At 48.6% G+C, this 21,145-nt stretch carries 15 protein-coding genes and 1 riboswitch; of the genes, 5 read left to right on the top strand and 10 right to left on the bottom strand.

Features of this window, described 5'->3' with window-relative positions:
* The first annotated feature begins 21 nt into the window (after window positions 1-21).
* A complete protein-coding gene (locus C9I99_RS11665) occupies window positions 22-459 on the top strand; it encodes a carboxymuconolactone decarboxylase family protein (protein ID WP_107349055.1) in 438 nt (145 codons plus the stop codon).
* 30 nt (window positions 460-489) lie between these two features.
* Here the strand turns inward: C9I99_RS11665 and C9I99_RS11670 are convergent, their stop codons facing one another.
* The 9 genes from C9I99_RS11670 to C9I99_RS11710 all read right to left on the bottom strand — a co-directional run bounded on the left by C9I99_RS11670 (window position 490) and on the right by C9I99_RS11710 (window position 13,825).
* Complete coding sequence (locus C9I99_RS11670; protein WP_107349056.1) at window positions 490-1,047, bottom strand: sigma-70 family RNA polymerase sigma factor; 558 nt, start codon at window positions 1,045-1,047, stop codon at window positions 490-492.
* 65 nt (window positions 1,048-1,112) lie between these two features.
* The gene (locus C9I99_RS11675) at window positions 1,113-1,862 is read right to left on the bottom strand and encodes an MBL fold metallo-hydrolase (RefSeq protein ID WP_107349057.1); all 750 of its coding nucleotides are present in this window, start codon (window positions 1,860-1,862) and stop codon (window positions 1,113-1,115) included.
* A gap of 220 nt (window positions 1,863-2,082) precedes the next feature.
* Window positions 2,083-3,537, bottom strand: a complete 1,455-nt coding sequence (locus C9I99_RS11680; RefSeq protein ID WP_107349058.1) for an efflux transporter outer membrane subunit — start codon at window positions 3,535-3,537, stop codon at window positions 2,083-2,085.
* Window positions 3,524-6,619, bottom strand: coding sequence for an efflux RND transporter permease subunit (locus C9I99_RS11685; protein WP_107349059.1), 3,096 nt, complete (start codon window positions 6,617-6,619; stop codon window positions 3,524-3,526). Before C9I99_RS11685 ends, C9I99_RS11680 begins: the two co-directional genes overlap by 14 nt.
* 6 nt (window positions 6,620-6,625) lie before the next feature.
* The gene (locus C9I99_RS11690) at window positions 6,626-7,804 is read right to left on the bottom strand and encodes an efflux RND transporter periplasmic adaptor subunit (protein ID WP_107349060.1); all 1,179 of its coding nucleotides are present in this window, start codon (window positions 7,802-7,804) and stop codon (window positions 6,626-6,628) included.
* Window positions 7,805-7,981: 177 nt separating this feature from the next.
* Window positions 7,982-8,863 carry a LysR family transcriptional regulator gene (locus C9I99_RS11695; RefSeq protein WP_107349061.1) on the bottom strand — a complete coding sequence of 294 codons (882 nt, stop codon included), beginning with the start codon at window positions 8,861-8,863 and terminating at the stop codon, window positions 7,982-7,984.
* A 163-nt stretch (window positions 8,864-9,026) separates the two neighbouring features.
* Window positions 9,027-10,013, bottom strand: a complete 987-nt coding sequence (locus tag C9I99_RS11700; protein WP_107349062.1) for a calcium/sodium antiporter — start codon at window positions 10,011-10,013, stop codon at window positions 9,027-9,029.
* Between the two features lie 5 nt (window positions 10,014-10,018).
* A riboswitch (yybP-ykoY riboswitch) is annotated at window positions 10,019-10,195 on the bottom strand.
* 116 nt (window positions 10,196-10,311) lie between these two features.
* The gene (locus tag C9I99_RS11705) at window positions 10,312-10,803 is read right to left on the bottom strand and encodes a copper chaperone PCu(A)C (RefSeq protein ID WP_107349063.1); all 492 of its coding nucleotides are present in this window, start codon (window positions 10,801-10,803) and stop codon (window positions 10,312-10,314) included.
* 313 nt (window positions 10,804-11,116) lie between these two features.
* A complete protein-coding gene (locus C9I99_RS11710) occupies window positions 11,117-13,825 on the bottom strand; it encodes a cation-transporting P-type ATPase (RefSeq protein ID WP_107349064.1) in 2,709 nt (902 codons plus the stop codon).
* A 96-nt stretch (window positions 13,826-13,921) separates the two neighbouring features.
* Here C9I99_RS11710 and C9I99_RS11715 point away from each other — a divergent pair, with 96 nt between their 5' ends.
* The 4 genes from C9I99_RS11715 to C9I99_RS11730 are packed head-to-tail and all read left to right on the top strand — an operon-like array spanning window position 13,922 to window position 18,733.
* Window positions 13,922-14,734, top strand: a complete 813-nt coding sequence (locus C9I99_RS11715) for a formate/nitrite transporter family protein (protein ID WP_107349065.1) — start codon at window positions 13,922-13,924, stop codon at window positions 14,732-14,734.
* Window positions 14,735-14,782: 48 nt separating this feature from the next.
* Entirely contained in the window at window positions 14,783-16,873 is a 2,091-nt protein-coding gene (fdhF, locus tag C9I99_RS11720; protein WP_107349066.1) for a formate dehydrogenase subunit alpha, read from the top strand.
* Window positions 16,874-16,875: 2 nt separating this feature from the next.
* Window positions 16,876-17,907, top strand: coding sequence for a 4Fe-4S dicluster domain-containing protein (locus tag C9I99_RS11725; protein WP_107349067.1), 1,032 nt, complete (start codon window positions 16,876-16,878; stop codon window positions 17,905-17,907).
* Window positions 17,900-18,733, top strand: a complete 834-nt coding sequence (locus C9I99_RS11730) for an iron-sulfur cluster-binding protein (RefSeq protein WP_107349068.1) — start codon at window positions 17,900-17,902, stop codon at window positions 18,731-18,733. The genes C9I99_RS11725 and C9I99_RS11730 overlap by 8 nt, the downstream gene beginning before the upstream one ends.
* Here the strand turns inward: C9I99_RS11730 and ppsA are convergent.
* Entirely contained in the window at window positions 18,730-21,138 is a 2,409-nt protein-coding gene (gene ppsA / locus C9I99_RS11735; RefSeq protein WP_107349069.1) for a phosphoenolpyruvate synthase, read from the bottom strand. The genes C9I99_RS11730 and ppsA overlap by 4 nt on opposite strands.
* Window positions 21,139-21,145: the final 7 nt, after the last annotated feature.

Genomic DNA, 21,145 nt, shown 5'->3' on the forward strand with positions numbered 1-21,145 from the left:
AATTAGATTGAGGATACAAAAATGGCAAAACGTATAGATATTGCTCAAGTCCAACCGGCAGCTTTAACTGCAATGCTATCTATTGAGGGCTACCTATCTAAAGTTGAATTGTCTGGCGAGTTAAAAGAAATCATGAAGATACGAGCATCTATAGTCAATAAGTGTGCTTACTGTATCCAAATGCATACTGCCGAAGCATTGAAGATTGGTATCGATCAGCAAAAACTGTTTGCTCTCTCTGCATGGGAAGAGTCTCCGTTGTTTGATCAGACTGAAAGAGCACTGCTAAAACTAACGGACGAAATGACGCTGATCGCAAATGCTGGAGTCTCTGACATGACTTATCAGCAATGCCTTGAGTTACTCGGAGAAGAGTTGCTTGCACAAGCGATGATGCAGGTGATTATGATTAATGCGTGGAATCGATTTGCGCTTGCAACTAAAATGACTCATGAATAAAAGTTAGGCTTAGAAAGAATCAATCTTTCGCTAACTCCCTTCTCTCGGTGTAAAACAACACACATGCTGGTCCGCATCCAACATCACTTTGCAGGAGGAAACCAGTTGTTGCCTGAGTTTTCCACGAGCACGTAATAGGCGGGATTTTACGGCGGGGAGGGTCAAGCCGTTTTGGTTTGCGTACTCTTGTTGTGGCATCTTTTGGATGTCACAAGCTCTCAATACGTGGCTATCTTGCTCTGGCAGCTCTGATAAGACGCGGGTGAGGCATTGGGTGAGGGTGTCGATAACTGCCTCGGAATCGTTTTCCTGCTCGATATCTTGCTCTAACTGGACTGGATGCCTTTTTCGGCTGTGGTCGATAAGCAGATTGTTTGCGACACGGTATAGCCAAGCGCGGGGATTTTCAATGTAGCAAAACGCATGATCTTTGATCATTGCCCGGATAAACACTTCCTGAAGCAGATCTTCTGCCAAGGGTTCATCCTTCGCTTTGGCTTTTAGCCAGTGACCAAGAGCCTGGGCATGTTCCGACCAGGCTGACATCAAGCAAGGTCGAGCTGTGTGAGTACTTGTGTTTATCGTCATCGTTTTTCCGGTGGTGCACGTTGGCTTAACGAGTGTATCTTAATCTTATCGGTATTGCCGGTAACTCATGTTGCAGAAAATGCACGCTTGAACTTGGTTTTTACCGAGCGCCAATGTGTGGTTGGTGTCGTGGGCGATTTATCAAGCAGATACTGGTAATCTTCCGGTGTTGGGACGATTTCGCCACCGTGAGCAAGCAATAAGCTTTTGGGTGATAACGCGATGATCTTATTGATTGATTGCCGATATCGCTTGGGGTAAAAGACGGGGAAGGGGGGAATATAGCGTCCTTTCACTCGTACCATCAAATCTGCGATATAAACTTGACCAGAGTTTGGGTGGTAGAGCGATAAGTCACGGTCAGTATGCCCTTGTGTTGATAAGGCATGCCATTCGGGAAAGCCGGGTAAACGTTCTTGGTCATCCAACAAGTAATCGGGTTTTAACTTTGCGTCATACCATAAATTCTGGCGTGTTTTTTTCATTCTTCTAGCAACCCAATTGGCGAGCAGCAAATCCGTCCAGTGCATGAGCGCGCCATCAAGGCCCTGATACCATTGCCCTTTTACATTGGCTGCAGCGATGTAGCACCCTGTCAGTTTACGTAGTCGATGGGCGGCACCGGCATGATCAGGGTGCATGTGGGTGACGACGACCAGCTTGAGATCTTTCACTGGTCGATTAAGCTTGTCTGAAATGAAATTGAGCAGGATAGGGATGTCAGCGCGGCAGCAACCATCAAGTAACAGCAGGCCATAGCGGTATTCGACCAGATATATCGATTGGATGTAGCCATCTATTTGGTGCAGTTTCATCTTGATATCCCTATATGGATGAAAAGCGAGACTATCTTTCTGTTATCAAATCATTATTTAACAACTCATCAGACCAATCAAGCAGGAAATGACTTACCCTGCTCATAGGGCTGAAGCAAGGGGGGGGGAGGGCATCATGCGAAAAGGATATACCGTGTAGAAGAAAAAGGCCCAGCAGGCCTGTTATGAGTGGTCGAGCAATTAACCTGCTGGGCAAAAATTACATTTCCCAATCACCTCCAAGCGCTTTATTCAAGCCAACGACCATATTCGCGGTTTGCAGGCGAGCGGCGACTTCTCGGTCACGCATCGCATGCTGTTGCCGCTGGGCGTCAAGTACGGTGAGGTAATCTATCAAGCCTGCTCTATAGAGCGAGATAGCTTTACCAACCGCAGTGTCTGTTTCCGATTTTGCCTCGGAAATAAGGGCTTGATACTGCTGGCTGTTACCATAGCCATTGAGTAAAGTTTCCACTTCTCCAATAGCACTGTTCACTGCATGTTGGTATGACAGAGCGCTGGCTTCAAAGCGTGATTCCTGAAGCTTGATCATGGCGTCGGTACGGCCGCCGTCGAAGATGTTCCAACTGACGCCAATACTGGCTAACCATGTTGATGAGTTACTGTTGAACAAGTCATCAAAATCGTTCGCCAATACACCCGGCGAACCCGTTAGGTAAAATTTCGGATATTGATTGGCGACGGCAGCGGCTAATTCAGCGTTCTGGGCCGCCATTTCCCGCTCTGCGATTTGCAGATCAGGTCTTCTTTGCAGAAGATCTGAGGGGAGACCCGTAGGTATCACCCCGTTAAACGCAGGTAATGGTGAGATCGCATTGAGTCTGCTCTGCATTGCACTTGGTGACTCGCCCAGTAGGATCGCCAAGCGCTGTTGGTGGGCATTTTCAGCCGTTTCCAATTGGGGGATCACCGCTTTTGTCGCGGCAAGCATGGCCTTTGCCCTTGCAACATCCAGTTGTGACCCATACCCGCTGCGATGGACTTTTTCGACCAATTCCAGTGTCTGTTGCTGATCGTTAACCAGATCGAGTGCGATTGCTTTGCGTTCTTGCGCTCCCCGGTATTGGAGGTAGTTGTGGATCACATCACTGGTGATCAAGGTTGTTAGTCCCTGTCGCATGATTTCTGCTTGCTCGGCACGAATAGAGGCTGCCTTGGCCTGGTTGTCGATTCGGCCAAATAAATCCAGCTCCCAAGCTATGGTCATTCCAGCATGAAAGGCACTCTGATCACTGTCGATAAGTGCAGTGCCCAATGGGTTATTGGATGAGACTGCAGCACCAAGCAAAGGGTCATTGTCACTGATGCCATACGAGGTGTAGCCTGCTCCCAAGTTAACGGTTGGTACTTTGAAAGACTCGACAATCCGGTTGAAAGCTTGTGCCGATTTAATCCGCTCAGAAGCCACTTTCAGAGGAATACTCTGATTTTGGGCGTCCTCAATCAATTGGTTTAGCATCGGGTCATCAAACTGAGACCACCAATGAGCATTAGTTAGTTGACCTTCTAGGTTATGCCCTGAATGAACCCCCTCAACCGATTGATTCAAGAAGGTTTCCGTTAGCGCATTACTCGGCTGCTTGTAGTCAGGTGCAGACGCACAGCCGGTTAATATCAGGGCGACGGCTAATGCAGATAGTTTAGGCATTTTCATTAGGCAGCTCCTTGGTAACCGTGGCATCGTTGGCGTGTTGTTTTAAATCGGCTCGATAAAATAGGCGATATAGCGCTGGCATCACAAACAGAGACAACACGGTTGCTGCCGCCAAACCACCGATAATAGTTGCTGCCATTTGGTCGAACAACCGATCTGACATCAGAGGGATCATGCCAAGGGCAGTTGTTAGTGCGCCCATGGAAATAGCCATGGTGCGGTTTAACGTCGCCTCCTCAATCGCTTCTTCCAAGCCTTTGCCATTTTTTCTTTCCAGCTCGATTTGATCCATCAGGACGATACCGTTTTTAATGATCATCCCCGATAGGGCTATCGCACCTATCAACGCCATAAAGCCGAAGGGCTTGTCAGCCATTACCAAGAACCAGCTTGCACCTGTCGCAGCAAGTGGCACCGTGGTCAGAATGATGATGGGTTGCTTAAAGCCGTTGAACAGCGCAACGAGGATGATCACCATGATAAGTAGGGCTTTGGGTAACTGTTTTAAGGTATCGGTAATCGCTCGCTCTTCATCGTAATATTCACCGCCCCACTCAAAGTGGTAGCCATACGGCAGTTCGATAGCCTCAATCTCAGCCGCCAGTTGTTTACGTACACCCGAGGTTGTCATCCCGTCAACAGCGGCCTGTACGGTGATCGCCGGAACACGGTTTCGACGCCAAATCATGCTTTCTTCATCCTTGAGTTCGAAGGTGTCGACCACTTGTCCTAGCGGGACAGAATGCATGCCCATCAGCGAGCGTACCGGCAGTGTTTCTAGCGAGTTGATGTCAGCATCTGCGCTACGTATCTTGATCGGGATCAGTTCATCACCCTGGTGTAGCTGAGCTAACGTTACCCCCTCAGTAGCACGCTGGATAGCCAGGGCAACATCAGTGCGATTGATCCCTGCACGACGTGCTTGCTCTTGATTAAGTTGCGGCACAATCACTTTGCTTTTTTGACGCCAATCGTCACGTACATACTTGGTATTCGGGTGGGCCTGCATAATGGCTTGGGCTTGTTGTGAAAGAGCATGCAGTACGTCAGGATCAGGACCGATAAACCTAGCTTCTATGCTGAATTTGTCCTTGGTGGCAAGTTTGAGTGCTCGGAAGCGAGGTTCAGCATGCGGAAACTGCTGGTTCAACCATTGATCGCCACGGCGTTCTAGCGTCGCAATGCTGTCATAATCATGGGTATTGATCAGGATTTGGCCATAGCTCGAATCGTACGGCTCTGGCTCGACAGTGACAGAGAATCTTGGCGCACTGGCACCGACAAAGGTGGTAAAGTCTTTCACTTCTGGTTGATCGCGTAGCCAATCTTCAATTCGCTCCATATCTGCAGATGTCTGTTCGATCTGTGCGCCGTTAGGCAGCCAGTAATCGAGGAACACGATAGGGCGGTCAGAGGTCGGCATGAAATTGACCGCGATATGGGGCACAACAAAGGCAGTGATACCGAGTAGTGGCACCAATAGGCTTAGCCCTTTAAGTGGGTGGCGCACCGTGTAGTGAACCGCTTTTCGGTACAGCGAAGGCTTAGTATTTTGCTGCAGCTCTTTATCTTGCTGGGCTAGCCCTTCTTTCGGTTTGATCCACGCCCAGCACATCAAGGGGGTTATCGTCATTGCGATGAGCCAAGATAGCAACAGCGATGCACACATAACCCAGAATACCGAACTGGCAAACTCAGCCGAGTCGGTTGTGGAAAACATCACGGGACTTGCGCCCATCACTGCGATAAATGTGGCGGCAAGTAACGGAACGGCGGTTTCCTGGACGGTTTGTTTGGCCGCTTTAAGGCGATCCATGCCTTTGTTCATCTTGGCGATGATCATGTCGGTCACGACAATAGCATTATCAACTAGCATACCCAGTGCAAGAATAAAGGTACCTAACGAAACCCGTTGAAGATCGATGGCGTCTATTTTCATGTAGATCAGGGTCAGCAGGATAGTCAGCATTAAACTGCTGCCAACGATGACGGCACTTTTCAGTCCCATAAACAGCCATAAGATTGCCACCACGATCAGTACACTTTCGATAAGGTTGGATACGAAGTTATTGATCGATTTCTGTACTTCTTCCGGTTGGAAGGCGACGGTGTTTATCTCAATGCCGATTGGCAGGGTTTGCTGGAATTCATCGATAACCTGATTGAGCTGATCACCGAGTGATACCACATTAATGCCGGAGTTCGGGCTGACTGCCAGTGTGATGGCATCAATGCCATTAAAGCGGCTTTCTGATAACGCCGGAGTTTGGTAGCCCATTGAAACAGTTGCAATATCACCAAGGCGGATCAAACCGGTTCCCAAATCGCCTAAACCGCCTTTGAGCATCAAGTTTCTAATATCATCCAGATTGGTAAATTCACTGCCTTGGTCAATACGAATACGCTCGATCCCGGCTTTGAATTTGCCGGCATCGTAAATCATGTTCTGGCTAGCAAGTTGGTTGATCACTTGCGCGGAAGAGAGACCATAATCGGCCAGGCGCTCATCAGGTAAGTCGATATTCACCACTTGGTTACGGACACCGTGCAGCTCAATCTTCTTAATGCCATCAACCGCTTTCAGGCGACGTTGAAGCTCTTTTGCATACAGACGAAGCTCACTGGGCTCGACTCCCTCGCCGGTTATCGCAAACAGCATGCCGTAAACTTCGGAGAACTCATCTTGCACGATACTGATTTGGGCTGTGGGCGGTAAGCTGAGTTTTACATCATTCACCTTACGGCGAAGTAAGTCCCATTGCTGCGGGAGATCTTTGGAGTTGGTTGCCTCCTGAAGATCAACAAAAATCATCGAGCTTCCTGGGCGGGACAAGGAGCGAAGCTTCCAAAGGCTTTCCATTTCTTGAAGCTTGGTTTCGACCTTATCTGTGACTTGTTGTTCAACCTCCTGCGCGGATGCACCGGGATAAAGAGTGACAACAACGGCGCTTTTGACCGTGAATGTAGGGTCTTCAAGCTTACCCAGCTTGAAATAGGAAGTGATACCGGCAATGACACACAACACACTAAAGAATACGATAAATGTGCGTTGTCGAATTGCAAATTCTGCAAGGTTCATCATTGTCACCTATCGCGTTTCGTGCTTTGACAGCATGGATTTTGACTGGCCTGGCGTTGAAGCGAGCAGTACATCTTGGTGGATGTGCTGCGGGGTGACGAGTGTTGTCGTAAGCAGCTTACCGACAGGTTGATCCGGTCGAAGGTAATGTACGCCAGCGGTAATAATTTTGTCACCGGCTCCAAGATCGCCGGTCACGCAGGCTTGGTCTGTTTGGAGGGATTCAATATTCACCGCTTTCGGGAATGTTCTTCCGTCCTCGATAGTAAATACAGTATGCGTTGCACCGATTTGAATAATGGCTGAGTAAGGGATGCAATACTGGCCTTCACCTTGTTCAAACGCGACATTTAACTGGATGGCTTTCCCTGGCAGAGCATCAGTTATCATCGTTAATGCACTTTGATCCAGCTGATAGGTGATCTGATAGGTTTGCTTAATCGGATCGGGCAGGGTGTTAACCTCTTTTAGCGTGGCTGGGATAATGTCGGTATTGCCATACCATGAAACAGTACCAGAAGGTTGCTCTCTGAATTGGTTGATCAGGCTTTCCGGTATATCAACAACGGCTTGTAGATGACTTGGCTGGTGGAGGGTCAATACCGGTAACCCCGGTGCTGCCTGCTCAAATTGTTCACTGAAACGCTTACCGACAACGCCATCAAACGGGGCGGTTAATTGGGTATAGGCGAGCGCATCGTTGGCTTTCTGGAGGTTTTGCTCTACCACCTTGACCATCGCTTGGCTTCGCTTGTAACCAGATACAGCCCGGTCAAGATTGACGGCTGCGATGGCATTGTCGTTGGTCGCTTGTTTTACCCGTTTTAGTTCAATATCGGCGAGGGTGTTGGCTGCTTTTGCTTCATCTAACCGAGCTTCCAGTTCGAGTACTGCAACTTGGTAATCGTGAGGATCAAGCCTGGCGATAACTTGACCTTGTTTTACTTGCTCTCCGGTTTTTACCATTACCTCTGTAATAGTGCCCGGCACCTTAAAGGCTAGGTTAGCGGTATCAATTGCTTCTAATACCCCTGAAAACTGTCGGGTATTGAATTGATGTTGGCTACCGAGTTCTATGACCTGTACCGGGCGCGGCGGCTTATCATTTGCATAGGTTGTCGTGTCACTACAGCCGTTCAGCATAAGCATGGCAACTGGTGCCAACACAAGGGGAGTTATTTTTTTCATATTCCAATCCACTCAAAAATAGCTGTTTTGTTTAAAGCGGTGCTATTTTAAGTTTTAAGTGGGGAGGAATAATCAGGCTATGCTGTGAAACACTGTCATAAAATACGTGACAATATAGACTGTTACGCCCTTGCTAATTTGAATTGTCACGGAATTTTTATACAAAAAGTGCGACAATCAAAAGACTTTGGGCAAGTGTTCGAGTAGGTGATCAATCAGAACCCGTGTTGCTCGGCTGACCCCCATTCGGTCGGGGTAAACGAGCCAAACATCTTCGGATTGTGACTGGCAGTCAGGTAAAATCCGTATTAATTCCCCAGACTCCATCGCATTCAACGCGAGTAGCAAGGGCAAAAAGCTGATCCCTTGGCCTGCAATCATTGAGCGCCGAATATAACCGGTGTTATTGCTGGTGAGGATAGGTTTAACGTTGAGGGTTGAGTCTGTAAACTGCCAAGTGTTCTCGATTCTCCCATCGGGTCTGCGATAACAAATACAACGGTGCTCGGCGAGTTCATCAATACTTTTGGGTTCACCGTGTTGCTTGATGTATTCAGGACTAGCCAATAAAAAACGGTGAATAGAAGTAATATGCCTTGCGACTAGGCTGGAATCTTGTAACTGTCCAACATGAAAGCTGAGATCAAGACCTTGCTCATAGAGGTCTTGGTAGCCATTGGTGCTGAAGCGGACATCCAGTTCGATGTCTGGATATTGCAGTTGAAACTGATTGAGAATGGGTTGAAGCACTTCTTCACTGTCGGGGAGCGCACCGATTTTTACTTTCCCGGTGGGTTTATTGTCGAGTTGGTACATGGCCTCCTGTGCTTTTTCTAAGCCCTGAACCACTTTTAACAACTCATGATAGAGTACTTCACCATGTTGGGTAAGGCGTATTTTGCGGGTGGTACGGAAAAATAGCTGAGCATTGAGGTGTTTTTCCAACTCACCGATCCGGCGACTAACGTTTGCACGGGGTAAATCGAGAGCATTGGCTGCAGCAGAGAAGCTACCGAGCTCTACCACAGTGGTAAAGAGTTTTAGGTCGTCCAAACGCATACATATCACTTATAGAGATTATTCACTGTTTACAGTGTAAATGGTGAACGAATGCGAATAAATGATTTATGTCATAGCAAAAGAGCCAAGTGAAGTCGTGGCAAGGCTGATTGTACGTGGCTTAATCAATGCCTTGCCATGTGTGAGGTATGCCCGAGGGTGATTACTGGAATGAGCTGGCGAGATACCACAGATAAGTACTGAAGATGAGCAAGAGTATCCCCCCGCCCACACGGCTGACTTGATAGCTAGCTGTAGTAGTAGCGCAGCGCTTATTTGTTAGTGCAAACATGAATATCCCACCCAGCACGGCTGTAAGGAGTGCCATCGCAGGCAAGTCTCTGGTCAAAATTTGCCGAGGCAGTGTCAAACCCTCGCCCATAAGGGCAGGGAAGGCGATGACACCTAACAGGTTAAAAATATTTGAGCCAATAACGGTTGCAAAAGCGATGTCATGCATCCCCCGCTTCACTGCAGCAAGAGCGGCCGCCAGCTCAGGTAAGCTAGTGCCAAATGCAATGACGGTTAAGCCAATCGTTAGTTCGCTAATACCCGCGATGACTGCCAATTTAACAGCGCCCCAGACCATGAGTTTGGATGACGCGAGTAGGATAATAAGCATGACAAGAGATTCAAAAGCCGCACGGGATTTTGAAATGTTGAGGAAATCGAGCTCTTCAGGCTCTGATTGCTCATGCCTTGCAGAATAGGCGAGATACAGGCAATACGCCAGCAGGCCAGAAAGGAGGATAACACCTTCGAGAGTGGCTAGCTTTCCATTTACCATGAGCAGGCATGACAGCACCATTGCAATTGCCAGAATGGGGAACTCGCGCCGGATAAAACGTGAATGGACAATTAATGGCTTAAAAAGAATGCATACCGATAGCACTAGGCCAATATTGATAATATTTGAGCCTAGTCCATTGCCTACTGCTAGCTCGCCTGCGCCATTGAGAGCGGCGGTCGCTGAGACTAATAGCTCCGGAGCGGAAGTGCCAAAGGCGACAACGGTCATACCGATAAAAACGATAGAAATATTACAGTGCTTGGCATAGGTAGCGGATGATGCAATAAGCCTATCGGCACTAAAGGACAAGAGTGCAAAGCCGATAGTTAATGCAGAAAGTGCAATAAGAAAAGTGTTCATTGGTCTTACTAAAGGCGAGGGCTATAAAAAACACGAACAACCCCACACCTAGCCCTCGCATTTGGTGCGTGATTGTCCGAGTCTCGCTGGGCTACCTGAAATATCGGTAACTGGTTATGCCATGGCATGTGGCCAAATATGTTGACATAACCTTTTGCATCGAATGCAAAATAGCTACTCCCTCAAACAGGGGCGTATTATACGTAACGCTTTCAGTCTGGCTATAGGTTGCCGTTAAAAGAACTGTAAGTATTCGTAACGGCAGCAAGGGGGCAAGCTTGCACCGATTGAGATCGAATTAGTGCTTGTTGTGATTCATTTCCACTTCTTTCATACCCTCTGGTATATACGTTGCCTCTTCGACTTTTACATCGATTTCAACCGAACCTGCATTTTTGAAGGTAAGGGTCAGCGAGAAGCTTTCACCCAGTTGCGGTACTTCTTTTAGGTTAAAGAACATAATGTGATAACCACCTGGTTTAAGAGCTTGTAAATCATGGGCAGGGATATCGATTATTTCTACTTCACGCATTTTCATCATGCCGTCTTCATGCATATGGGCGTGGAGCTCGGTTTTCTCTGCAATAGGTGAAGAAGCACTGAGTAGTTCATCATTATTATTGCTGTGATTCATCACATTGAAAAAAGCCGCTGCAACTTGTGAGGTTGGTGGGACTTGCTTTGACCATGGTTGGTCAATCTGTAAATCACCAACGTTGTATTCATGGGCATAGGCTGAACTGGTCAGAGCGAATAGGCTGCCGAGTAAAATGCTTTTTATTGTTTTCATTACGTTCTCCATGTGGCTTCATGCCTGTAAAAATACTATTCAATATGGATTATTTAAGTCATCGTTATTTCATAAATAGAATGGCATAGAGTGCTTAGGCGCGATGAGGTATAGCCTGTTATTACCTGATTGATGCCGAGGTTGATAAATGAAGGTGGAATCGTGGTCGGCATGAATCGACAATTAGTCTTGTTATGATGCAAGAATAGTAGCAGGCAAGAACAAGCATGTAATTGAGTTTGTTGATTTTATGTGTTTTTTTTGATCTCAATGTGCCAGCTCGATAGTGGCGGCGTTGATTTTGATTCAGTGATTAGCGGGGCGGTCGGGTTTTCGCTTGATACTTTCTCATAATGGCTTTTTCGACTTCGACGAGGATAAAAACACTGGAGGCAACGACGATAATTTGTGGCCAGGCACTCATCTCGATTGCATAGGTGCCGAACAGTGTTTGCATTACAGGAAGGTAGGTAAAGCCAAGCTGGAAAACGCTGAGAGCAGCGATAGCCAGAAGAACATAGCGGTTTCCCACAATGTCTTGACGGCGGCAAATAGGGGCCAGAATAAAGCGGGAATTAAAGAGGTAGAATACTTCAAACATGACAAGGGTATTCACTGCAATAGTTCGAGCGCGTTCAATATCAGAATGATGGGTCAGTTCCCATTGGAAAAGTCCCAGTGTGCCGCCCATGATTATCACGGATACAAAGGCCACTCGCCAAATAAGGTGGTTATTGAGCAGGGGTTGGCTAGGAGGGTGGGGAAGGCGTTGCATAAGACTCGGCTCCTTGGGCTCAAAAGCGAGTGACAGTGCCAATGTCACGGCAGTGATCATATTTACCCATAGGATTTGTACTGGAGTTAAGGGTAACTGCGGAAAGCCAAGTAAGACAGCGGTGAGAATGATGAGGGCTTCACCGCCATTGGTCGGCAGGATGAATAGGATTGCTTTTCGTAAATTGTCGTAAACAGCCCGTCCCTCTTCGACTGCGGCGGTGATAGTAGCAAAGTTGTCGTCGGCCAATACCATCTCAGACGCTTCTTTTGCTGCCTCTGTACCATTTTTACCCATAGCGGTGCCAATATCAGACCGCTTTAGTGCTGGTGCATCATTAACGCCATCTCCGGTCATGGCGACGATGTGGTTATGTTGTTGTAGTATTTTGATTAGACGCATTTTGTGTTTGGGGTTAACCCGGGCATAAATATCGATTCGGTTGACAAGCTCGAACAGTTCTTCATTACTGAGTTGGTCCATTTGATGGCCGGTAAGGGTTTCTTGGGCATTTGAGAGCCCTATCTGGCGGGCAACGGCTCGAGCCGTTAGTGCATGATCACCTGTGATCATTTTAACTCGAATGCCGGCTTCATTGCAGATATGTACGGATTCAATCGCTTCTTCGCGCGGTGGGTCAATCAACCCAAACAACCCCAACATGATGAATTGATCACCTATATCACCGAAAGTCAGTTCAACTTGATCTTTTTGCGCTGTACGGTAAGCGATCGCTAATAGTCGTTGGCCATTTTGTGCCTGTTGCTCGATCATCGCGAGCCAATAGTCCGGTTGTAGCGATGCAGGACCGGAAGTGGTGAGTTGCTGGTGACACATCTCCAGAATACGCTCTGGTGCTCCTTTGAGGAAAATAAAGGCCTGTCCATCATGGCTATGATGTAACGTTGCCATAAAGCGGTGCTCAGATTCGAAGGGGATCAAATCAGTGCGTGGATATTGATTTTTTACACCGGCTGCATCAAGTCCGATCTTAGTACCTGCGACTAATAAGGCACCTTCCAAAGGGTCCCCATGGATGTGCCATTCGTGCTTTTCTTGGCGAAGTGTCGCGTCATTGCACAGAACGGCAGCTTCGATTGTTTGCAAGAGAGGGGATCCGGTCTCGGGGAAAACGGTTTGATTGCCACAGGTCAGAATACCGTGTGGATCATAACCGGTGCCACTGAGCGTGTATTGGTTGTCGATGGTGATAATTGTTCTGACGGTCATTTCGTTGCGGGTCAGTGTCCCCGTCTTGTCGGTGCAGATCACGGTGACAGCCCCTAAGGTTTCGACGGCAGGAAGACGACGGATCACGGCTTTACGCCTGGCCATTCTTTCGACACCGATCGCCAAGGTGATAGTCATAATAGCCGGTAGCCCTTCAGGTATCGCGGCAACGGCGAGGCTGACAGCGGCAAGAAACATATTGGTTAAGGGGTAATCCCGGATCAGGACTCCATAGGAAAAGGTGGCGGTTGCTAATGTCAGGATAGTGGCTGTCAGCCAGCGACTGAAGAGGGCAATTTGTTTGAGCAACGGGGTTTGGGTTGATCTAACCTTTGAGACGAGTTCGCTGATCTGCCCCAACTCAGTCCTAACCCCTGTTGCGACGACAATTCCAGTTCCAATACCGTGGGTGACCAAGGTGCCAGAATAGGCCATGCAAGCACGGTTTGCCAATTCGCTCTGGTATGCAACCGGTTCACTCTGCTTATCCACGGCGACAGACTCTCCCGTTAAGGCTGCTTCTGAAATTTGTAACCCTTTGGCACGGCAAAGCCGCAAGTCGGCAGGTATTCGATCCCCAGATTGCAGTAATACGATATCCCCGACGACTAAGTTCTCCACGGCGACGGTTTGTTGCTGGCCGTTGCGAATAACTTCTGCGCTCGGTGATAACATTTTTTGAATGGCTTTGAGTGCATCTTCTGCGCGGCCTTCTTGGATAAAGCCGATGATGGCGTTGATCAGCACAACCCCTGCAATGACCCCGGTGTCTAGCCAATGGCCAAGTAGGCTCGTTATCAGCATGACGGCTAGCAACACGTAAATAAGCAGGTTGTTGAACTGGAATAGGAACCGAACCAATATCGAACGGCGTTGCGGGTCCGGTAACTTGTTCGGACCGTGATGGCGACGGCGGTGATCAGCTTCCGAGGTGCTTAGCCCATCGGGGTGGCTACTGACTGCCTCAAAAGTTCTCTGTATTGAGTAATGATGCCAGGGGAGGGGCGGCTCATGCATGGCAACCTATCCAGCAATCGGATTCTGTCTATGATTGATTATTAGGCAATCTGGTCTAGCTTGTGTGTATGAATAATGGGAAAGAGAAATTATCGAATGGCTGACATCTTTGGTTTTGACGCGTTCTCCCCCAAACAGATCGCCGAGAAGGTTGATAATATCGGGGTAGTAAAAGCAAGGTTGCCACTGGTTTCAATGGTCATGCTCGGCGTCTTGGCCGGTGCTTTTATTGGCCTTGGCGGCTTATATTTCACCTTGGTGAAGTCTGACGCCTCTTTGGGGTTCGCCTCCCAGCAAGTGTTGGGAGGATTGACCTTTTCTCTTGGCTTGCTATTGGTGATTGTTGCTGGAGCTGAGCTATTTACGGGTAACAATTTGCTCGCCATGGCGTGGGCGGATAAGAAAATAACCACTCTAGAACTGCTGAGAAACTGGCTGATCGTCAGTTTAGCTAACTTGGTGGGGGCGGTAGGTCTTGCTTTCCTTGTCTTCTTTTCTGATCACGCCGCCATGAATGATGGGGCCATAGCGGCCATGTACGCGCAAATTGCTGCGGCTAAGTGCGAGTTACCGTTTTGGACCGCTTTTTTCCGAGGGGTATTGTGTAACGTTTTGGTTTGTATGGCGGTTTGGATGGCGCTTGCTGGACGAAGTGTGATTGATAAGGCAGTGGCAATCGTCTTTCCTATTTCAGCGTTTGTCGCGGCTGGTTTTGAGCACAGTGTTGCGAATATGTATTTTATTCCTTTAGCCATGTTACTCAAAGTCTCGGGCACGGTTGACGTTGCCGATTCTGTTTCTATGCTTGGGTTTGTTGGCAATTTGGTTCCGGTTATTTTGGGGAATTTAGTGGGTGGCAGTGTGTTAGTCGGGCTGGTTTATCACATCATTTACTTACGTAAGCAGTAATTGGTGTGGTGCTATAATTTAGCTGGCAATAATGATCAGGCAATCAGCATGCATTCCAAAGTTGTGAAAACTGTCTGTCCTTTCTGTGGTGTTGGCTGTGGTATGTACCTAACCAGCGATTGGAAAGGGAAAGTGTGTGGCGTTACGCCACAATGGGATCATCCAATCAGTCGCGGCAAGCTTTGCGACAAAGGGTGGAGCACGGCTTATGCGGTTTCATCGGAGAGCCGTATTACTCATCCTTTACGAAGAGAGCGTGATAAGTTTGTCCATATCAGTTGGGAAGAGGCACTTTCTTCTATTAGCCGTGCCTTGCAAGACATAATCGATGACGATGGGCCACAAGCCGTAGGCATTATCAGTAGTGCTCGAGCGACCAATGAAGATAATTATGCCGCACAAAAGTTTGCTCGTTCGGTACTGAAAACCAACAATGTTGATCACTGTGCCCGAATTTGTCACAGCCCCACTGTCGCGGGGCTCAAGCAAGTACTGGGTTCGGGAGCGATGACGAACAGCACCGATGATGTGTCGAAGGCCGATGTCATCATGGTTATCGGTGCCGATCCAACTGAAAACCATAGTGTTCTGGGTGGGCAAGTGATCCAGGCCAAGTTAGCCGGAGCCAAGCTTATTGTGGTCGATCCCCGCGTGACACGACTTGCAAAGCTTGCTGATATTCATCTGCAACTTCAACCAGGAACGAATACCGCTCTGCTTAATTCGATGCTACAAGTCATTATTTCCAATGGCTGGCATGATCAAGACTTTATAGCGCAGCGCTGCGAAGGGTTTGAAAAGCTTGAGAAGCACGTTGAAAAAGTAACACCTGAGTCGGTTGAAGCGATCACAGGCCTTGATGCCGAGCAGATCCGACAGGCGGCAAAGCTATACAGCCAGACTGAGCACTCGATGATTTTGTATGGGATGGGGATCACCCAGTTTGTGAGCGGGACAACCAATGTGATGGCCCTTGCCGACTTGGCGCTGGTTTGCGGCCATATTGGTAAGCCGGGCACGGGAATCAACCCTTTGCGGGGACAAAATAATGTTCAAGGTGCTTGCGATATGGGATGCTTGCCCAATGTTTATCCCGGCTATCAACTTGCTGACGAAAAGGAGACTCAAGCGAAATTTTCTGCTGCCTGGGGAGGTGACGTTGCCACGAGCGCCGGGTTGACGTCGATGGGGATGACAAAAGCGGCATTGGCGGGTCAGTTTAAAGGCCTGATCTTGTTTGGTGAAGACCCTGTTGTTACCGACCCAGATCAAAATCATGTTCGCGAAGCATATCAGGCGCTGGATTTGCTGGTGGTGGCAGAGCTGACCATGACAGAAACAGCCAAGCTGGCTGATATTGTATTGCCTGCGGCTTCTTTTGCAGAAAAATCGGGTACATTTACCAATTGTGAGCGAAGGGTGCAGTGTATTCATCCTGTTATTCCACCGCTTGGTGAAGCCATGGGCGACTGGCAGTGGTTGCAAGCATTAGCCAAGGCAATGGGCAGTGATAGGCTAAACTGGCCTGATACTGAGTCAGTGTTTGATGAAATGGCGCGGCTGACACCGCAATACCAAGGGATGAACTACCCCAAACTGGAGCAGGGATTTGGCTTGCAATGGCCTTGTAACGAAAGCGCACCTCAGGGGACGGCAATTTTACATCAGCAGCAGTTCCCCATTGGCAAAGCGAGGCTGACACCAGCCCACTATGTACCAATCGACGAGCCAACAGACGAAGACTACCCATTACTGTTAACCACTAACCGGCTGCATTTTCACTATGGTTGTGGTTCGATGAGCCGTAAATCACCATTACTTGAACGAGAGACACCGCCGGGCATCTTATTTATAAACCCGCTTGATGCCAAGGCCTTATCACTCCATCCTTATCATCCCGTAGGGGTGCGCTCTCGGCGGGGATATATCGAAACAAGGGCCATGATCACCAAAGATGTCCCGCCAGGAGTGGTCAGCATGCCATACCACTTTAAAGAAGCGCCTTCGAACCAATTAACCAATACTGCCTTAGATCCAATCACCAAAATGCCTGAGTTAAAGGCCTGTGCTGTATCCGTGACGGCATTACCGATAGATCATATGCCTAGCCCGGTATGGCAGTTAACAGGGGAGGGGTAAAGATGCACAGTACTTACCTGTTGGAGTCGCTAGATAATTTACGTGAACACTTGGCACAATCTCGAGATATATACCAAGCTGTGGCACTTGCTGATGATGAACATGCGGGTAGCCACTGGCAGTTAGTTTCTGGTGGCAATTGGCCGCCTATGGTTGAACAAAAACCCCTGCAGTCCCCCAAATCATTTTTCTTTGCTGAGCAGGAGCCGTTATATGTCTTTGACGGTGAGTTTTTTAAAGAGGTGTTGCCGGCACCAGATCCGTTTGTGCTCTTTGGTGTAAAGAGCTGTGATTTGATGGCAATCCATTATCAAGATATCTTCTTTGAGCAAGACCCTTATTATCAGGCTCGGCGTAAGCAGGCTCTTTTGGTTGGCGTTGACTGTATCAATCCTTGCGAGCAAGGGTTTTGCCACATGGTCAATGCGGGGCCAAGTGTAAGGGATGAGACTGCAGACTTACTGCTTCACCCGGTGGATTCACAGCGTTGGTTGCTGGTGGTTTTGTCTGCCTTGGGGGAAACGGCATTGCAAGGCATGGAATTAGTTTCTGCATCGCCAAATGATATCAGCTTGAGGTGGGAAAATATCAGCCATTGTGAGCAGTCCTTTTCTGATTACACGTATATTCTCGATGGAATCAGTAAACTGAATCAAGACCTTGTACCCGAGTCGTTGTGGGAACAGTTGGGAGTGCAATGTCTCGGTTGTTCAGGGTGCACAACACTGTGCCCGACCTGCTCTTGTTTCGCTACCCGCCCGGAGGAAAAGACCTCCTCGTCTGAGGCATCGGTGACTCAAGTTCGTTTTTGGGATTCTTGCTTGTACGAGAGCTTCCAGCGTGAGGCAAGTTTTCATAACCCGACGGCAGAAGCAGGCTTGCGGGTGAAGCGCTTTTGGTACCATAAGTTTAGCGATGACTTTATACCTGAATTCGGCCGTTATGGGTGTGTCGGGTGTGGTCGATGTGAGTTGACTTGCCCCGGTGTGGTAGGGGTTCATGCCGTGATGAAAAGGATTGTTGACGATGCTTAGCCTGACGCCTAACCCAATCAAAGTTTTGGACTTTTATGATGATGGTGAAAACACACGTCATTATCAGTTTTGTATTCAGAATCCTGAGCAGCACTTGGCCCCATGGCTGAAAGCTGAAAGTGGGCAATTTTTCATGCTTTGCTTGCCTGGTGTCGGTGAGGCGCCGTTTACCTTTACAGCCCTGCCGGATGAACGAGGCTTATTCAAGGCCCTGGTTCGCAAAACCGGGAGCGTGACAGAAGCTTTGTTCAGGTGTGGCGTCGGGGATGTGATCGGTGCCAGAGGCCCGTTTGGTCGAGGTTGGCCAATGGATAGTTTGACACAGAAACGTATTCTTGTGGTCGGTGGTGGCTGTGGGATCGCCCCTCTTGCGAGTGTGATTGAACAGATGTTGGATAGTCAGGACTTTATCCAGATGGAAGTTGTTTACGCGGCACGTAATAGGGCTTCGCTAATGCTGAATCCAGAGCGTGAGCGTTGGCAGCACAGTGTCCCAATGTTTAACGTGGTCGAAGATGTGACAGGGTTGAGCGAAAGTGAATACTATCAGGGTACCGCACTGGGGATTTTACCAAAGGTGTTACACACATTTGGTGAGCAGCCGGATAGGGTGTTGCTTGCCGGCCCAGAAACAATGCAAACGGTGGCCGCGGAATACCTTGTTGCATACGGTATTGATCCTAAATCGATATTTTTGTCGATCGAGCGCCGTATGCATTGTGCCGTTGGTCTGTGTGGCCATTGCTACCTCAACGAAAAGTATGTTTGTAGCCATGGCCCAACCTTCTCTTGGGCAGAACTCCTGCGCTATGATATTGCCTGTTAATCCTCAGAATGAATTGATTGCTCTGCTTGGGCAATGACCTGGCAGCCCTTGGCAAATGAGTCTGGGTTGAGGGAGATCGAGTCAATACCGCAGTTTACCAAAAATTCGGCAAACTCCGGGTGATCGGAAGGCGCTTGGCCGCAGATCCCGACTTTACACCCCATGCTGTGGGCAACGGTGATCACATGTTCTATCATGCGCTTGACGGCGTCATCTCTGGCATCAAACATGGGTTTTAGCTCTGCGGAGTCGCGGTCTATGCCCAGAACAAGTTGGGTTAAGTCATTACTGCCGATGGAAAAGCCATCAAAGCGTTCAGCAAAGCGCTCTGCCAGGATCACATTCGAAGGGATTTCACACATAACATAAACTTGCAGGCCGTTTTTCCCCCGTTGAAGCCCTGTTTGGGCCATAATCTCTAGCACTTTATCTGCCTCATCGACCGTGCGGCAAAATGGGATCATGATGATAATATTGTCGAACCCCTTGTCATGCCGTGCAGCAGCAATAGCTTGGCATTCGAGTTGGAACGCTTCGCGATAACTCGGGTGGTAATAACGTGATGCCCCCCGCAGCCCGAGCATGGGGTTCTCTTCGTGAAGCTCAAAAAACGTTCCGCCAAGAAGCCCGCGGTATTCATTGGACTTAAAATCGGACATCCTGACAATGACGGGGTTGGGGTATTGGCTAGCCGCAATTTTACTGATGCCAAGCGCTAAGGTGTCGACAAAAAAATCAGGTGGGTTCGTAAAGCTGCTGTATCGTTGCTCAATGGCTTTTCTGACATTGGGATCTGTCACTTTATCTGGGTGAAGCAACGCCATTGGGTGAACCCCTATCTGGCTTGAAATAATAAATTCAATACGTGTCAAACCGATGCCGGAACAAGGTAATTGCCACCAATGAAAGATACCGTCGGGCATTGCAGCATTGATCATCACTTGAGTGCGGGTAGAAGGGAGAGATTTTATGTCAATGCGTTGAGTCGTAAAGTTTACGATACCGTCATAGACTTGTCCGATCGTTCCGCCGGCACAACTTAGAGTGACGGGTTTGCCGTTAGGCAGTATCTGAGTGGCCACTCCGGTGCCTACAATGGCCGGCACTTTAAGCTCTCGACTGACAATGGCGGCATGACTTGTTGGCCCGCCGGTATCAGTGATGATCCCTGCGGCTTTCTTCATCAGTGGTACCCAGTCTGGATCAGTACGTTCCGTTACTAAAATCGCGCCTTCTGGAAACTGTTCGATGTCGTCTGGAGAAAGTACGGTGTAGGTCTTGCCATTGGCAACGGCGCCCCCGACACTGGCACCTTCAAGTAGGATAGGGGCATTAGTGTGATCCAGCTGATAGTTTACTAAAACATCATGGCTCTTTTGCGCTTCTACTGTTTCTGCTCTTGCTTGAACGATACAAAGTTGTTTCGTTTGACTGTCTTTGGCCCATTCTATATCCATGGCTCGGCCATAGTGATTCTCGATGAGCACCGCCCAGCGGCTGAGCTGTAGGATTTCATCATCCGTCAACACTAAATATTGTCGCTCATCAACGCTTGTTGGTATCGTGATTGTCGGGGAGAGGGAAGGCTCTCCATGAGCAAATACCATTTTCTTTTGTTTATCTCCCCGTACCTTCTCGATAATTGGGCATAACCCGGGTTGTTCAAGCAGGGGTTTGTAGACCATAAACTTATCAGGGGTGACGGTCCCTTTAACGATACTTTCACCCAGTCCCCAGCTTCCACTGATCATTACCACATCAGGGAAACCGTTCTCGGTATCCAGAGTGAACATGACGCCAGCGCATTCAGATTCAACCATTTGCTGTATACCGATAGAAAGTGCGACTTGCTGGTGGGGAAAACCTTGTTCTTGGCGGTAGACGATGGCCCGATCAGTATACAGTGAGGCAAAACACTGCTTGCACGCATCAAGAACATGCTGGTCACCCTGGATATTGAGGTAGCTTTCTTGTTGACCGGCAAAACTGGCCTCTGGTAGGTCTTCGGCAGTGGCTGAACTGCGCACTGCAACGGCCAGTCCCTCTTGCCCGACTTGCAGCCCTAACTGGTGGTAAGCATCAAGAATGTGACGCTCTTGGTCGTCCGTAAACTCACCGTGGTTGATCAGCTCCCGGATCTCTTCTCCAGCCTCTGTGAGAGTGGCCGTACCATTTTTCATGGCGTCAAGCAGAGTATTGATTGGGTGCTCAAGTTGATTTTGGTGCAGAAAGTCGCGAAATAACTGGGCACTGGTCGCAAAGCCATTAGGGACTCTGATCCCTGTTTGGTGAAGCTGGTTGTACATTTCCCCTAGGCTGGCATTTTTGCCACCGACTAAGGCGATATCTTGGGCGCGTAATTGAGAGTACCAATATATCTGTGGCGCAGAAGTCGTCGAGTTCATCACAGTA

Source organism: Photobacterium lutimaris (assembly GCF_003025555.1).
GTDB lineage: Bacteria > Pseudomonadota > Gammaproteobacteria > Enterobacterales > Vibrionaceae > Photobacterium > Photobacterium lutimaris.